Annotated in this window: 11 protein-coding genes; 2 read left to right on the top strand and 9 right to left on the bottom strand. The window is 72.9% G+C overall.

Features of this window, described 5'->3' with window-relative positions:
* Positions 1-142: 142 nt before the first annotated feature.
* The 6 genes from ACFYPA_RS11690 to hrcA form a co-directional block, all read right to left on the bottom strand.
* Positions 143-3,358 (bottom strand): S41 family peptidase, encoded by a 3,216-nt coding sequence (locus ACFYPA_RS11690; RefSeq protein ID WP_389131306.1) that lies wholly within the window; start codon positions 3,356-3,358, stop codon positions 143-145.
* Between the two features lie 111 nt (positions 3,359-3,469).
* Positions 3,470-4,033: a hypothetical protein gene (locus tag ACFYPA_RS11685; RefSeq protein WP_359086324.1), complete on the bottom strand. Its 564-nt coding sequence runs from the start codon at positions 4,031-4,033 to the stop codon at positions 3,470-3,472.
* A 72-nt stretch (positions 4,034-4,105) separates the two neighbouring features.
* Complete coding sequence (locus tag ACFYPA_RS11680) at positions 4,106-4,852, bottom strand: 16S rRNA (uracil(1498)-N(3))-methyltransferase (protein ID WP_359086322.1); 747 nt, start codon at positions 4,850-4,852, stop codon at positions 4,106-4,108.
* A complete protein-coding gene (locus ACFYPA_RS11675; protein WP_359086321.1) occupies positions 4,849-5,922 on the bottom strand; it encodes a nitronate monooxygenase in 1,074 nt (357 codons plus the stop codon). Before ACFYPA_RS11675 ends, ACFYPA_RS11680 begins: the two co-directional genes overlap by 4 nt.
* 111 nt (positions 5,923-6,033) lie before the next feature.
* Positions 6,034-7,173: a molecular chaperone DnaJ gene (gene dnaJ / locus ACFYPA_RS11670; RefSeq protein ID WP_359086319.1), complete on the bottom strand. Its 1,140-nt coding sequence runs from the start codon at positions 7,171-7,173 to the stop codon at positions 6,034-6,036.
* The gene (hrcA, locus tag ACFYPA_RS11665; protein WP_359086318.1) at positions 7,174-8,190 is read right to left on the bottom strand and encodes a heat-inducible transcriptional repressor HrcA; all 1,017 of its coding nucleotides are present in this window, start codon (positions 8,188-8,190) and stop codon (positions 7,174-7,176) included.
* A gap of 185 nt (positions 8,191-8,375) precedes the next feature.
* Between hrcA and ACFYPA_RS11660 the strand changes: the two genes are divergently transcribed.
* Both ACFYPA_RS11660 and ACFYPA_RS11655 read left to right on the top strand, forming a co-directional pair.
* Positions 8,376-9,107 carry an MBL fold metallo-hydrolase gene (locus ACFYPA_RS11660; protein WP_359351157.1) on the top strand — a complete coding sequence of 244 codons (732 nt, stop codon included), beginning with the start codon at positions 8,376-8,378 and terminating at the stop codon, positions 9,105-9,107.
* A 25-nt stretch (positions 9,108-9,132) separates the two neighbouring features.
* Complete coding sequence (locus ACFYPA_RS11655) at positions 9,133-9,978, top strand: DUF3097 domain-containing protein (RefSeq protein WP_359351160.1); 846 nt, start codon at positions 9,133-9,135, stop codon at positions 9,976-9,978.
* 56 nt (positions 9,979-10,034) lie between these two features.
* Here the strand turns inward: ACFYPA_RS11655 and hemW are convergent, their stop codons facing one another.
* The 3 genes from hemW to ACFYPA_RS11640 form a co-directional block, all read right to left on the bottom strand.
* On the bottom strand, positions 10,035-11,267 hold the full coding sequence (gene hemW / locus ACFYPA_RS11650; protein WP_359351162.1) for a radical SAM family heme chaperone HemW: 1,233 nt from the start codon (positions 11,265-11,267) through the stop codon (positions 10,035-10,037).
* Between the two features lie 67 nt (positions 11,268-11,334).
* Positions 11,335-13,248 carry an ATP-binding SpoIIE family protein phosphatase gene (locus ACFYPA_RS11645; RefSeq protein ID WP_359086408.1) on the bottom strand — a complete coding sequence of 638 codons (1,914 nt, stop codon included), beginning with the start codon at positions 13,246-13,248 and terminating at the stop codon, positions 11,335-11,337.
* 204 nt (positions 13,249-13,452) lie between these two features.
* Complete coding sequence (locus ACFYPA_RS11640) at positions 13,453-15,342, bottom strand: AMP-binding protein (RefSeq protein ID WP_359086314.1); 1,890 nt, start codon at positions 15,340-15,342, stop codon at positions 13,453-13,455.
* Positions 15,343-15,366: the final 24 nt, after the last annotated feature.

Below are 15,366 nucleotides of genomic sequence, written 5' to 3'. Positions count from 1 at the left end.
GTGCGCTCCTCTGTCTCGGTGATCCGTTGGGGGCAGCCTATCGGGGCACCCGGCCCCTCCGGCGTTCGAGGCGCGGGTCCGGGGTTCAGCGGGGCGCTGCCCCGCTGAACCCCGCTCCTCGATCACCGGAGGGGCCGGCAGGTCACTCCGGCAGCGGCGGCGCCTCCTTGGCCGGGGTTCCGGCCAGCGACTCCAGCGCGATCCGGATCGCCTCGTCCAGCTGCGGATCCCGGCCCGCCGCATGGTCCTGCGGGGTCATGACGACCTCGACGTCGGGGTCGACACCGTGGTTCTCGACGCCCCACCCGTACCCCTCCAGCCAGAAGGCGTACTTGGGCTGGGTGACCAGCGTGCCGTCGACGAGCCGGTACCGGCTGTCGATGCCCACCACGCCGCCCCACGTGCGCACGCCGACCACGGGGCCGATGTCGAGCGCCTTGATCGCCGCGTTCACGATGTCGCCGTCCGAGCCGGAGAACTCGTTCGCGACCGCCACGACGGGTCCGCGGGGCGCGTCGCCCGGATAGCTGGAGGGCCGCATCCCTCGGGGCAGGTCCCAGCCGACGATGCGGCGGGCCAGCTTCTCGACGACCAGCTGCGAGGTGTGACCGCCGCGGTTCTCCCGTACGTCCACCACCAGGCCCTCGCGGGCGACCTCGGTGCGCAGGTCGCGGTGGATCTGGGCCCAGCCCGAGCCGACCATGTCGGGGACGTGGAGGTAGCCCAGGCGCCCGCCCGACCGCTCGTGCACGTACGCGCGCCGGCCGGAGACCCACGCGTGGTAGCGCAGCGCCTCCTCGTCGGCGATCGGCACGACGACGACATGGCGCGGGTCGCCGCCGTCGACCGGCGAGACGGTCAGCTCGACGGGCTTGCCGGCCGAGCCGGTGAGCAGCGGCGCGGGGCCGGTGAGCGGGTCCACGGGGTGTCCGTCGACGGCCAGGACCGTGTCGCCGGGGCGGACGGCGACGCCGGGCGCGGCGAGCGGGGCCCGGGCGGCGGGGTCGGAGGTCTCGGACGGCAGGATGCGGTCGATGCGCCAGCTCCCGTCGTCCGCCCGGGAGAGGTCGGCGCCGAGCAGTCCCTGCCGGGCGGAGTCGTCGCGCCAGCCGCCCGCCGGCGTCACATAGGCGTGCGAGGTGCCGAGTTCGCCCTGGACTTCCCACAGGAGGTCGATGAGGTCGTCGTGGGTGGCGACGCGCTCCAGGACGGGCCGGTAGCGGTCCAGGACGCCGTCCCAGTCGAGGCCGCCCATGTCGGGGCGCCAGAAGTTGTCCCGCATGATGCGGCCGGCCTCGTCGTACATCTGGCGCCATTCGGCGGCCGGGTCGAGGGTGCGGCGGACGCGGGAGAGGTCGACGGTGATGTTGCCGTCGTCGCTGTCGTCGTCGGAGCTCGCGGACACCCGGCTGTCGGACGGGACGGCGCGCAGTTTGCCGTGGCTGTGCAGGACGAGGCGCTTGCCGTCTCCGCTGACCGCGAACCGGTCGACGTCGGAGGCGAGTTCCTCGCAGCGCAGCTTCTCCAGGTCGTACCGCTCCAGGACGGGTTCGGGCCCGTGGGCGTCGGGGGTGGCCGCGCTCGTACCGAGCACCCCGGTCACCGGGTGGCGCAGCCACAGCAGGCCGTCCTTCGCGGCCCGCAGCGAGGAGTAGCTGCCGGCCTCGACGGGCAGCGGCACGATCCGGTCGGCGAGGCCGTCCAGGTCGATGCGGGTGACCGGGAGCGCCGTGGGGTTGTCCTCGCCGTCGCCGGCCTTCTCCTTCTCGGTCGGGCGGCCGTGGAGCTGCGGCCCGAACGGGGAGGGGGTGTGGGCGGCGAGCGTCAGCAGGTGCGGCCGGCAGGCGCCGATGAACGCCATGTCGAACACGTGCGCGTCGTAGATGGGGTCGAAGGCCCGCTCGGAGAGGAAGGCCAGGTGCTTTCCGTCGGCGGTGAAGGCGGGGGCGAAGTCCCGGAACCGCAGCGGGGTCGCCTCGGAGACCGACAGGTCGGCCAGGTGCGCGAGCTTGAGCTGACTCAGCGGCTCGGGGCCGGGGTGCGACCAGGCGAGCCAGGCGGAGTCGGGCGAGAAGACGAGCCCGGAGGCGTCGCCGTGCTCGCTGCGGTCCACCTCGTGGACCTCGCCGCTCTCCCGCTCGACGATCAGGACGCGCCCGTCGTGGGCGGCGACGGCGAACCGGCTGCCGTCCGGTGCCGGGGCGAGGTCGAGGACGCGGCCGATCCGTCCGGCGGCGAGGCGGCGCGGGACGGCTCCTGGGCCGGTCCCGGTGGCGGGGGCGCACTCCAGCGCGTCGTCGCCCTCGGCGTCGGTGACCCAGACGACGTGCTGGTCGCCGTCGGCCTGGAAGGTGTGCGGCAGCCTGGCGCGTACGCCCGGTTCGACGGCGAGCGCGCGGGCCGGGCCCTCGCGGTGGGTGACCCAGTGGACGGCGCCGCGGGAGCCGACGGCGCTGCCGCGGCCGGTGCGGTCGGGGGACGCGGCGCTCAGGTGGCTGCCGGCGTGCACGGGGTGCGGCTGGAGGTCGGCGCGCTGGCCGCCGAGCCGGATGTCGAGGCGGCGGGGGGCGTCGCTCTCCAGGCTGTCCAGGAGCTGGAGTTCACCGGCGGACGCGTAGGTGACGCGCGTGCCGTCGGTGGTGGCGTGCCGGGCGTAGAAGCCTTCGATGCCGGTGTGCCGGCGCAGGTCCGTGCCGTCGGGGAGGGAGGAGTACAGCGCTCCGACGCCTTCGTGGTCGGAGAGGAAGGCGATACGGTCACCGACCCACATCGGGCACTCGATGTTGCCGTCGAGTGCCGCGTGGACGCGTACGAACTCCGCCGGGTCCCCCTCGGCCGCGATCCAGAGCTTGCCGGCCGTGCCGCCCCGGTAGCGCTTCCAGGTGGCGGCCTCGCGCCCCATGGTGGCCGAGAGCAGCAGGACGCGCTCGCCGGGGCCGTACGCGAGTGAGCCCACCGGTCCGTACGGAAGGGTCCGTGCGGGTCCGCCGTCGACCGGGACGGCGCGGGCCCAGGAGCGCCGGAGCGAGACCTGGCCCTGGGTGCTGGTGACCAGCACGTCGCCGTCGGGGGTCCAGCCGCGTACGGCGGTCCGTGCGTCGCCCCAGTGGGTCAGCCGCCGGGAGGGGCCGCCGTCGACGGGGGCGAGGTGCACCTCGGGTGCCCCGTCCCGGGTGGACGTCCAGGCGACGAGGGTGCCGTCGGGAGATATCCGGGGCTGGGTGACGGGACGGTTGTCGGCGCTGACACGCCAGGCTCGACCACCGTCGAGCGGCGCGAGCCAGACATCGTCCTCGGCGGTGAAGGCGATCGAGTCGCCCTGGACATGGGGATACCGGAGGTAGGAAGGCTGTGTCACAACGATCAGCCTAGGCCGCGGCCGTGGCCGGCGGAACGGAGTTGGCCGGAGTCCGCCGTACGGCCGGTGCCCGGCACACGTGAAGGGCTCGTCATCTCGAGGCGGAGCCTCTCACTTGCCCGGCTGTTCGGTCACGGTGACGGTCACCGTCACCGTGGGCCGGGCTCCTCCCCCGCCGTCGCCCTTGCCGTCGTCCCTGCCGCCGTCCGGGGCCGGGGTGGAGGCGGGCGCGTCGCAGTTGCCGAGCAGGCTGGCCCGGAACACGGTCCGGCCGTCGGCCTTCGCGGTCAGGTCACCGCGCACGCACCGGCCGTCGACCGCCTGCCGCACCTCGCCGGCGACCGTGACGTCCCGGCCCTCCTTCGTCCGGCCGCTGCACTCGACGTCGGCGACGCGGCGTGTGGCGGCGGTGGCCGAACCCGCCCGCGCGGACGACGACTTCGCGCCGTCCCCCTCCCCGTCGACGTTCGCCGTGCAGGTGAGCCACCGCACGTGCACGCCTTCGTGTTCCAGGGCGCGGGTGGCGGTGCGGTCGGTGGTCACGGCGATGGACGCGGTGTTCAGTCCGTCCGCCGGTTCGCAGGCGACGAGGCCCGCGACGGCGAAGGCCGCGAGACAGATCGCGGCCGGAAAGCGACGGGTCGCCCGGCGACCCCATGCCCTTGATGTCCCCATACGGGCAGCTTCCCACCACTCCTGACGCAGCGGTAGTCCGCTTGCGGCCACAACCGCACCGCGATAACGGGACTACGACCAGCGGCCCGTGCGCCCCAGCAGCAGCGCTGTCGCCGCGGTGCCGGCCGTCGAGGTGCGCAGGACCGTCGGTCCGAGCCGGCAGGTGCGGGCGCCGGCGGCGGCGAAGACGGCCAGTTCCTCGGGCGAGACGCCTCCTTCGGGGCCCACGACCAGCACGATCTCGCCCTCGTCGGGCAGGGCGACGGTGGCCAGCGGCTCACTGTCGTACCCCCGGTCCTCGTGCAGCACGGCCGCGAAGTCGGCCGTGGCCAGAAGTGCGGCAACCTGTTTCGTCGTGGCCGCGTCCGCCACGTCCGGGAACCGGACCCGGCGCGACTGCTTGCCGGCCTCGCGGGCCGTGTTGCGCCACTTCGCCAGGGACTTGAGGCCGCGCTCGCCCTTCCACTGGGTGATGCAGCGCGCGGCCTGCCACGGCACGATGGTGTCGACACCGGTCTCCGTCATGGTCTCGACGGCGACTTCACCCCGGTCGCCCTTGGGCAGCGCCTGGACGACGGTGATGCGGACGTCGGGGCGGGGTTCCTCGTGGACGGACTCCAGACCGGTGATCACCAGCCGGTCCTTGCCCTCGGCCGCGCTCACGACCCCCTCGGCCCAGCGGCCGCCGCCGTCCGTCAGGACGACGTCCTCACCGGCGCGCAGCCGCTTCACCGAGACGGCGTGCCGCCCCTCGGGGCCGTCCAGGACGAACCCGGGCCCGTCCGGCATCTGTTCGACGACGAAAACGGGTGCCGTCACTGTGTACTCCTCGTGCTCAGTGCCGTCCGTGCGGCGTCCAGTTCCTCGGCGAGCAGCCTGACCAGCCGGCCCGCGGGCAGTTCGCGTGCCAGCCGGTGCCCCTGCCCCGCCCACAGTGCCATGCCCTGCGCGTCCCCCGCCTTGGCCGCCGCCTTGCGCAGCGCGGCCGTCAGATGGTGCACCTGCGGGTAGGCGGCGGGGGCGTACGGCCCGTGCTCGCGCACGAAGCGGTTGACCAGACCGCGGGCCGGCCGGCCGGAGAACGCCCGGGTCAGCGTGGTGCGGACGAACAGCGGGTTGGTCAGGGCCTGTTTGTGCAGCAGATGGGCGCCCGACTCGGGGCAGACCAGGAAGGCGGTGCCGAGCTGGGCGGCGTCGGCGCCCGCCGCCAGCACCGCGGCGATCTGGGAGCCGCGCATCAGGCCGCCCGCGGCGATGACCGGTATCTGCACGGTCTCGCGGACCTGGGCGACCAGACAGAGGAGTCCGGTGCCGCAGCCGTCGGTCTGCGGGTCGTCGCGGAACGTCGACTGGTGGCCGCCCGCCTCGACGCCCTGGGCGCAGACGGCGTCGGCACCCGCCCACTGGGCGGCCTGGGCCTCCTCGGGCGAGGTGACCGTGACGACGGTGTACGTGCCCGCCGCGGCGAACGCGTCGAGGGTGTCGCGGGAGGGGCAGCCGAAGGTGAACGAGACGACCGGGACGGGGTCCTCTAGCAGGATGGCGAGCTTGGCCTCGTAGCCGTCGTCGCCGCAGACGTCGGCGTCGCCGAGCGGGGTCTCGTACCAGGTGGTCTCACCCGCGAGCTGGTGCCGGTACACCTCGATGGCTGCCGGGTCGGCGAGGACCGGCTGCGGCATGAAGAGGTTGACGCCGAAGGGCCGGGCGGTGAGCCCGCGCACCTCTTTGATCTCGTTGTACATGCCGTCCGCCGTCTTGTACCCGGCGGCCAGGAAACCGAGTCCGCCGGCCTCGGCGACGGCCCCGGCGAGCTGTGGCCCGGAGGGTCCACCCGCCATCGGGGCCTGCACGATCGGATACCGGCAGAGATCGGTCAACGCGGATGACATGACCGCATCGTGTCATGTCGCCCCTGTCCCGTGATGCGCACCCCGCTGCCATGTTTGTCCGCAATGCGGTACGGGCCCGGAGACCGGGCCCGTACGCATGCTCAAGCGGATCTAGCGGCCGTTGAACGCGTCCTTCAGCCGCGAGAACAGGCCCTGCTGGCCCGGCTGGAACTGCCCGGTGGGCCGCTCCTCGCCGCGCAGCTTCGACAGCTCGCGCAGAAGCCGTTCCTGCTCCGGGTCCATCTTCGTCGGGGTCAGCACCTCGACGTGCACGATCAGGTCACCGCGCCCGCCACCACGCAGATGCGTGATGCCGCGCCCGTGCAGCGGGACGGACTGGCCGGACTGGGTGCCCGGCCGGATGTCGACCTCCTCCAGTCCGTCGAGCGTCTCCAGCGGCACCTTGGTGCCGAGGGCCGCCGCCGTCATCGGGATGGTGACCGTGCAGTGCAGATCGTCCCCGCGCCGCTGGAACACGGCGTGCGGCAGCTCGTGGATCTCGACGTAGAGATCGCCGGCCGGGCCGCCGCCGGGGCCGACCTCACCCTCGCCCGCGAGCTGGATGCGGGTGCCGTTGTCGACACCTGCGGGGATCTTCACGGTGAGCGTGCGCCGCGAACGGATGCGGCCGTCACCGGCGCACTCCGGGCACGGGGTCGGCACGACCGTACCGAAGCCCTGGCACTGGGGGCAGGGCCGCGAGGTCATGACCTGGCCGAGGAACGACCGGGTGACCTGGGAGACCTCGCCGCGGCCGCGGCACATGTCACAGGTCTGGGCGGAGGTGCCGGGTGCGGCGCCCTCGCCACTGCAGGTCGTACAGACGACGGCCGTGTCGACCTGGATGTCCTTGGTCGTGCCGAAGGCCGACTCGGAGAGGTCGATCTCCAGCCGGATCATGGCGTCCTGGCCGCGGCGCGTGCGCGAACGGGGTCCGCGCTGCGACGACGTGCCGAAGAACGCGTCCATGATGTCGGAGAAGTTGCCGAAGCCGCCCTGTCCGAATCCGCCCGCGCCACCACCGCCTCCGGAGGCGGACAGCGGGTCGCCGCCGAGGTCGTAGACCTGCTTCTTCTGGGCGTCCGACAACACCTCGTAAGCGGCGTTGATCTCCTTGAACCGCTCCTGGGTCTTCGGATCGGGGTTCACATCCGGGTGCAGCTCGCGGGCGAGCCTCCGGAAGGCCTTCTTGATCTCGTCCTGTGAAGCGTCGCGGCGCACGCCGAGTACGGCGTAGTAGTCCGTGGCCACTTACGACTCCGCCAGGATCTGTCCGACGTAACGTGCCACTGCGCGTACCGCTCCCATCGTTCCGGGGTAGTCCATGCGGGTCGGTCCGACCACGCCGAGTTTGGCGACTGCCTCGTCGCCCGAACCGTAGCCGACCGCGACGACGGACGTGGAGTTGAGCCCCTCGTGGGCGTTCTCGTGCCCGATACGTACGGTCATGCCCGAGTCCGTGGCCTCGCCGAGCAGCTTCAGCAGCACGACCTGTTCCTCCAATGCCTCCAGCACCGGCCGGATCATCACAGGGAAGTCGTGCCCGAAGCGGGTGAGGTTGGAGGTGCCGCCGATCATCAGCCGCTCCTCCGTCTCCTCGACGAGGCATTCGAGGAGGATCGAGAGCACGGTGGACACGGTTCCCCGGTCCTCGCTCTCGAAGGCTTCCGGCAGGTCCTGCACCAGCTGCGGGACGTCCGCGAAACGGCGTCCCACGACCCGGCTGTTGAGCCGGGCCCGCAGATCGGCGAGAGAGGTCTCACCGAACGGCGCGGGGCAGTCGACCAGCCGCTGTTCGACCCGGCCGGTGTCCGTGATCAGCACCAGCATCAGCCGGGCGGGGGCCAGGGACAGCAGTTCCACGTGCCGCACCGTCGAGCGGGTCAGCGAGGGGTACTGCACGACGGCGACCTGCCGGGTCAGCTGCGCGAGCAGCCGTACGGTCCGTCCCACGACATCGTCGAGGTCGACCGCGCCGTCGAGGAAATTCTGAATGGCACGGCGCTCCGGCGACGAGAGGGGCTTGACGCCCGCGAGCTTGTCGACGAAGAGCCGGTAACCCTTGTCCGTCGGGATGCGTCCCGCGCTGGTGTGCGGTTGGGCGATGAAGCCCTCGTCCTCCAGCACCGCCATGTCGTTACGGACGGTGGCCGGGGATACCCCCAGCTTGTGCCGCTCCGTGAGCGCCTTGGAGCCGACGGGCTCCTCGGTGCCGACGTAGTCCTGGACGATGGCGCGCAGCACTTCGAGTCTGCGTTCGCTGAGCATCGCGCACACCTCCAGCTGTGTACCTCGGTGGTTCTCGGGCCGTTCCCGGGACTTCCCCTGGCACTCTGTACGTACGAGTGCCAGCAATCCCCCGGCCAGTGTACGGCGACGGGGTGGCCCCCTAGCAAGGGCGACCGGCCACGCTACCGCGAGACTGCGCAGGTCGTTGCCGATAGCGTCGTCGTATGGACGCCTCTTGGGAAGAGCTCGGGTGGGAGCGACTCGGACACGGGGTGGGCCGTCGACGCCTTCCGGTGTGGGACGCCACGGTCGCCCTGGTGGCCGGGACGGACGGAGTGCTGCTCTGTGACACCGGGTCGTCACTCCGTGAAGCGGTCGAAGTGCGCCGCCAGGCGCAGTCCCTGCTCGGTACGAGGGTGACGCATGTCGCACTCAGCCACCCCCACTTCGACCATGTGCTGGGCACGGCAGCCTTCGCCGGGGCACAGGTGTACGGCACGGCCGGCCTGGCGGATCTGCTGCGGGGCGGGGCGGACGAGATGTACGCCGACGCGGTGCGGCAAGGTCTGCCCGAGCACGATGCCGCCGAGGCCGCCGATGTGCTGGTGGCGCCCCGTCATGAGGTGTGCGGCGCATGGACGCTCGACCTGGGCGGCGGGCGTGAGGTGCTGCTCGTGAACGCCGGTCCGGGGCACAGCGGCCACGATCTGGCGGTGCTGGTGCCCGGCGTCTCCGGTTCGCCCGCGATCGTGTTCTGCGGCGACCTGGTCGAGGAGTCCGGGGAGCCGCAGGCGGGCCCGGACGCCTTCCCCGCGCGCTGGCCGGCGGCCCTGGACCGGCTGCTGGCGCTGGGCGGCGAGGACGCGCTGTACGTGCCGGGGCACGGGGCGGTGGTGGACGCGGCGTTCGTACGGGCCCAGCGCGATCAGTTGGCTGCCCGGTTCGGCGTGTCGTAGCCCGCTCGCCGCTTATCGTCGTCCGATGCGCAGCTACCAGCCGGACCTGACCCCGCCGTGGAAGAAAACCGCCCCCGCTCCCGAGGTCCCCGCCGATCCCGATCTGGTCGTGGAGGAGGCCGTCACCGGTTTCTGCGGTGCGGTGATCCGGTGCGAGAAGACGGCCGAGGGTCCGACGGTGACCCTGGAGGACCGCTTCGGCAAGCACCGGGTCTTCCCGATGACGCCGCGCGGCTTCCTGCTGGAGGGCCGGGTCGTCACGCTGGTGCGCCCGTCGGCGGGCGGCCCGGCTGCGGGGCGCGCCGCCCGTACGGCCTCCGGCTCGGTGGCGGTACCCGGGGCGCGGGCCCGGGTGGCCAGGGCCGGGCGGATCTATGTGGAGGGCCGGCACGACGCCGAGCTGGTGGAGCGGGTCTGGGGCGACGACCTGCGCATCGAGGGCGTGGTCGTGGAGTACCTGGAGGGCATCGACGATCTGCCCGCGATCGTGCGGGAGTTCTCGCCGGGTCCGGACGCGCGGCTCGGGGTGCTGGTCGACCATCTCGTACCGGGCTCCAAGGAGTCCCGGATCGCGGCGCGGATCTCGGACGGGAACGTCCTGGTGGTCGGCCACCCGTACATCGACGTGTGGGAGGCCGTGAAGCCGTCCTCCGTCGGGATCTCCGGGTGGCCGGTGGTGCCGCGCGGCCAGGACTGGAAGACGGGTGTGTGCCGGTCGCTGGGGTGGCCGGAGAACACGGGAGCGGCCTGGCAGCACATCCTGTCCCGGGTGCGGTCCTACAAGGACCTGGAGCCGGTCCTGCTGGGCCGGGTGGAGGAGCTGATCGACTTCGTGACGGCGCCCCCCACGTCCAGCGCCTCCGGCGTGTGAGGAGCGGAGCCCCGGTTCGGGGCAGGGGGCGGGGAGGAGGCGCGCCGCACCACCCCTCAGTCCACCAGGTCCCGCACCACCGCGTCCGCCAGCAGCCGCCCGCGCAGGGTCAGCACCGCCCTGCCGTCCGCGTACGGCTCCGGCTCCAGCAGCCCGTCCGCCACCGCCCGCCCGGCCGCCGCGAGCCCGGCCGGGGCGAGCAGCGACAGCGGGCAGCCGTCGACGAGCCGCAGCTCCAGCAGGATGCGCTCGACCCGCCGGTCCTCGGCGGAGAGGATCTCGCGGCCCGCGCCGGGCGAGCGCCCCTCGGCCAGCGCCTGCGCGTACGCCCCCGGGTGCTTCACGTTCCACCAGCGCACGCCGCCGACGTGGCTGTGCGCGCCGGGCCCGGCGCCCCACCAGTCGGCCCCGCGCCAGTACAGCTCGTTGTGCAGGCAGCGGCCCTCGGGGGTCCGGGCCCAGTTCGACACCTCGTACCAGGAGAAGCCGGCGGCGGCCATCGCCTCGTCCGCGATGAGGTAACGGTCGGCGTGCGCGTCGTCGTCCGTCATCGGGATCTCGCCGCGCTTGATGCGGCGGGCCAGCTGGGTGCCCTCCTCGACGATCAGGGCGTACGCCGACACGTGGTCGGGGCCGGCGCCGATCGCCGCGTCGAGGGAGGCGCGCCAGTCGTCGTCGGACTCGCCGGGGGTGCCGTAGATCAGGTCGAGGTTGACGTGCTCGAAGCCGGCCGCCCTTGCCTCGGCGACACAGGCCTCGGGCCGGCCGGGGGTGTGGGTGCGGTCGAGGATCTTCAGGACGTGCTGCCGGGCGCTCTGCATGCCGAAGGAGATCCGGTTGAAGCCGCCTTCGCGCAGCTCGGCCAGGTACGCGGGTCCGACGGACTCGGGGTTGGCCTCGGTGGTGATCTCGGCGTCGTCCGCGAGGCCGAACTCCTCGCGGATCGCGGCCAGCATCCGGACCAGGTCGGCGGCGGCCAGCAGCGTCGGCGTACCGCCCCCGACGAAGACCGTACGGACCTCGCGGGGGTCGTCGCCGAGGACCTTGCGGGCCTGGCGGACCTCGCCGATGAGGTGGGAGGCGTAGTTGTCCCGGGAGGCCAGCGCACCGCCGGAGCCGCGCAGCTCGGTCGCGGTGTAGGTGTTGAAGTCGCAGTAGCCGCAGCGGGTCGCGCAGTACGGCACGTGGAGGTAGAAGCCGAGCGGCCGGTCCGCGGCGCCTTCCAGGGCGTGGCGGGGCAGCGCCCCGTCGTCGGGCACGGGCTCACCATCGGGCAGTACGGAAGGCATACCGTCCATTGTCGCGCGCCGCCCGGCAACCGGACGCCACGCCCGGGGCGCCCCGTCCTGGGCGGCGCTACTCGGCCTGGAGGACCAGCAGCGCCAGGTCGTCGTCCGGCGGGCGCTCGGCGAAGGCGTGCACGGCGTGCTTGATGCGGTCCGCGATCCCTTCCGCACTCAGCCCGGCGCAGCCGGAGAGCGCCTCGGCCAGCCCGTCCCCGTCGTCGAACATCAGCGGCCCCGAGCGCCGCTCGGTCACGCCGTCGGTGACGCACAGGAGGCTGTCGCCGGGGGCCAGGTCGAAGCTCTGGGTCTCGTACACGGCATCGTCCATGACGCCGAGGAGCAGTTGCGGTTCGGCGGCCGGGCGCACCGTGCCGTCGGGGCGCAGGAGCAGCGGCAGCGGGTGTCCGGCGCTGGCCAGGGTGCAGCGGGCGCCGCCGCCGGGCAGCGGCACGAGCTCCCCGTACAGCAGGGAGAGGAACCGGGACTGTCCGCTGTCCGCCGAGTGCTGGCCGCCGGCGGCGGCGACCATGAGCGCGGCGGCTTCGGCGGCCTCCATCGCGTCGTCGAGGAGGAGCCGGTTGAGGCGGACCAGGACCTCGCCGGCCTGGAAGCCCTCGCGGGCCAGCAGCCGGAGCCAGGGGCGGGCGAGTCCGGTGACGACGGCCGCTTCGGGGCCACTGCCCTGGACGTCGCCGAGGACGAAGCACCACCGGTCGCCGGGGCACGGGAAGATGTCGTAGAAGTCACCTCCGACCACGCCGTCGTCGCTGGGTTCGTAGACGAGGGAGCTGGCGACGCCCGGTATGTCGGCGACCTTGCTGGGCAGCAGTCCGCGCTGGAGGATGCGGCTGATGGTGGCCTGCCGGGTGTAGGCGCGGGCCGCGCCGACGGCGAGGCCGACCCGGCGGACGAAGTCCTCGATGAGCGCGGTGACCTCGTCGGGGACGCGCGCGATGCCTTCGCGGCCCAGGAGTACGGCTCCGAGGGTGCGGCCCCCCGAGGTGATCCGGTAGGCGAGCGTGACGCCTTCGAGCCCGTCCGGCTGCCCGCCGACCTCGGCGCTGCCGGGCCACGGCATCGAGACGGGTCCGGTGCCGACCCGTTCGGGGAGCCGGAGCGGGTCACCCTCCAGCAGCGTGCGCAGGGGCTGGATGCGGGTCTCGTCGACGTGCCAGACCTTGGCGAGGCGGGGGACGGCGGCGCGGCCGGCGGTCTCGGGTTCCAGCCAGATCGCGCACCAGTCGGCGAGCCGGGGCACGAGTAACTGTCCGGCGAGGGCGGCCACGATGTCCTCGTCGAGCTGTCCGGCCAGCAGGTCCGATGCCTCGGCGAGGAACGACAGGGCGCCGCGGCCCGCCCAGTCGGCGTCGTCGCGCAGGGCGCGGCGGGCGGTGGGGGCGAGCAGTTCGGCGGCGCGCAGTCCGTGCTGGAAGCCGGGCTCCGGGTGGGCGTCGGGGAAGGGGTTCCAGTCGTCGACGGGGAGCCGGGCCCAGACGGTCTTGAGGCCGGTGCGGTAGGTGATGCCCCAGCGTTCGGCGAGGGTGGCGACGAGCTCCAGGCCGCGCCCGTACTCGGCGGGCTGCCCCGGCGCGTCCGCGTCCCCGGGGCCCTCGGAGCCGTTCTCGGGACGGTCGCTGCGCACGGCGCGGGCCGGGTGGTGGTCGGAGACCTCCAGGACCAGGGCGGAGCTCTCGTCCTCGGTCGCCTCCTCCAGCCGGAAGAGCAGTTCGACGTTGGTCCCGGCATGCACGACGGCGTTGGTGACGAGTTCGCTGACGATGACCGCCGCGTCGTCGGACAGCCGCTCGCTGAAGCCGACGGCCGCGGGCAGCCCGAGCCCGCTCCACTCGGCCAGCGCCGCGGCGACGAACCGCCGGGCCGCGGAGGGCGCGAGCAGATTGCCGGGCAGACTCGTCCGGGCGACGGGCTGTGCGCCCGTGGACGCGCCAGTGGTTCCGGGACGCTGCACGATGTCCCGCTGCAAGGGAATGGACCCCACAGGGCGGCTCCTGACCTGTTCTCGCTCTGCCTGTTCTCCGCCTGGACGGACCCTCTAAGCGCCGCTGACGACACGGACAGAGTGACAGATCGGCCACTCGCATACGCGTCGAGTTACCGAAGTGAGGGCAGAACGACGCCCCGGCCCCCGTGCGCGGTGAGCGCGGGGGCCGGGGCGTCGTTCTGCCGGCTACGCCTCGCGGGAGCCCGCGTACATGTCGTCGATCAGGTACTTGTACGCCCGCTCGACGACCGGCCGCTTCAGCTTGAGACTGGGCGTGACCTCGCCGTGCTCGATGTCGAGGTCGCGCGGGAGCAGCCGGAACTTCTTGATGGTCTGCCAGCGCTGCAGTCCCTCGTTGAGGCGCTTCACGTACCCGTCGATGAGCTCGACGGTCTTCGGGGACGCCATGACGTCCGCGTACGACTTGCCCTCCATGCCGTTCTCGGCGGCCCAGCCGAGAATGGTCGGCTCGTCGAGGGCGATGAGCGCGGTGCAGAAGTTACGGTCCGCCCCGTGCACCAGGATGTTGGAGACGAACGGGCAGACCGCCTTGAACTGGCCCTCGACCTCGGCCGGCGCGATGTACTTGCCGCCGGACGTCTTGATCAGGTCCTTCTTGCGGTCGGTGATCCGCAGGTAGCCGTCCACGGACAGTTCGCCGATGTCGCCGGTGTGGAACCAGCCGTCCGCCTCCAGCACCTCGGCGGTCTTGTCCGGCAGCCCCTGGTAGCCCTGCATCAGTCCGGGGCCGCGCAGGAGGATCTCGCCGTCGTCGGCGATCCGGACCTCGGTGCCGGGGAGCGGCTTGCCGACGGTGCCGGTGCGGTAGGCCTCGCCCGGGTTGACGAAGGAGGCCGCGCTCGACTCGGTGAGGCCGTAGCCCTCCAGGATGTGGATGCCGGCGCCGGCGAAGAAGAAGCCGATCTCGGGGGCGAGCGCGGCGGAGCCGGAGACGCAGGCGCGGAGCCGGCCGCCGAACGCCTCGCGGATCTTGGCGAAGACGAGGGTGTCGGCGACCTTGTGCTTGGCGCCGAGCGCGAAGGGCACGGAGGCGGTGCCGGTGCGCCGGAAGTTGTCCTGGGAGACCTTCGCGTACTCGCGGGCGACCCCGGCGGCCCAGAGGAAGATCTTGTACTTGGCCCCGCCACCGGCACGGGCCTTGGCCGCGACGCCGTTGTAGACCTTCTCGAAGATCCGGGGGACGGCGGCCATGTACGTCGGCTGGACGATCGGCAGGTTCTCGATGATCTTGTCGACCCGGCCGTCGACGGCGGTGACGTGCCCGACCTCGATCTGCCCGGAGGTCAGGACCTTGCCGAAGACGTGCGCGAGCGGCAGCCAGAGGTACTGGACGTCGTCCTTGGTGATCAGGCCGGTGGAGACGGTGGCCTTGGCCATGTACGACCAGTTGTCGTGCGGCAGCCGTACGCCCTTGGGGCGGCCGGTGGTGCCCGAGGTGTAGATGAGGGTGGCGAGCTGATCGGGGGTGATCGCGTCGACCCGCTCGGTGATGGCGGACGGGTTCTTGGCCAGGTGCTCGGCGCCCAGGGCCTCCAGGTCGGCCAGCGAGAGCACCCAGCCCTCCGGGTCACCCTCGGCCGGTCCGGCGCCCTCGGCGTCGATGACGACGACGTGCGCGAGGTTCGGCAGCTCGGCGCGGCGCGCACGGGCCTTGGCCAGCTGCGCGGCGTCCTCGGCGATCAGCACCCGGCTCTCGGAGTCGGCGAGGATGAACGCCGACTCCTCGACGTTCGTCGAGGGGTAGATCGTGGTGGTCGCGGCGCCCGCGCACATGACCCCGAGGTCGACGAGGATCCACTCGACGCGGGTGCTCGCGGCGAGCGCGACGCGCTCCTCCGGCTGCACGCCCAGCGCGATCAGCCCGGCTGCCACGGCATGGACCCGCTCGGCGGCCTGCGCCCAGCTGAGCGACTTCCACTCGTCGGGACCCCGGCCGGAGGCCGCGGGGACGGGGTAGCGGTAGGCCTCCCCGTCCGGGGTGGCCGCCACCCGGTCGATGAAGAGGGTCGCCACGGAGGGCGGACGGTTCTCGATCATGGTCTGTGTGTCGCTCACGACATCCTCCGGGCCTGCGGCAGT

Source organism: Streptomyces sp. NPDC005775 (assembly GCF_042871565.1).
Classification (GTDB): domain Bacteria; phylum Actinomycetota; class Actinomycetes; order Streptomycetales; family Streptomycetaceae; genus Streptomyces.
Note: the sequence above shows the minus strand (reverse complement) of the source record. Positions and strands in the feature narration are given on the sequence as shown.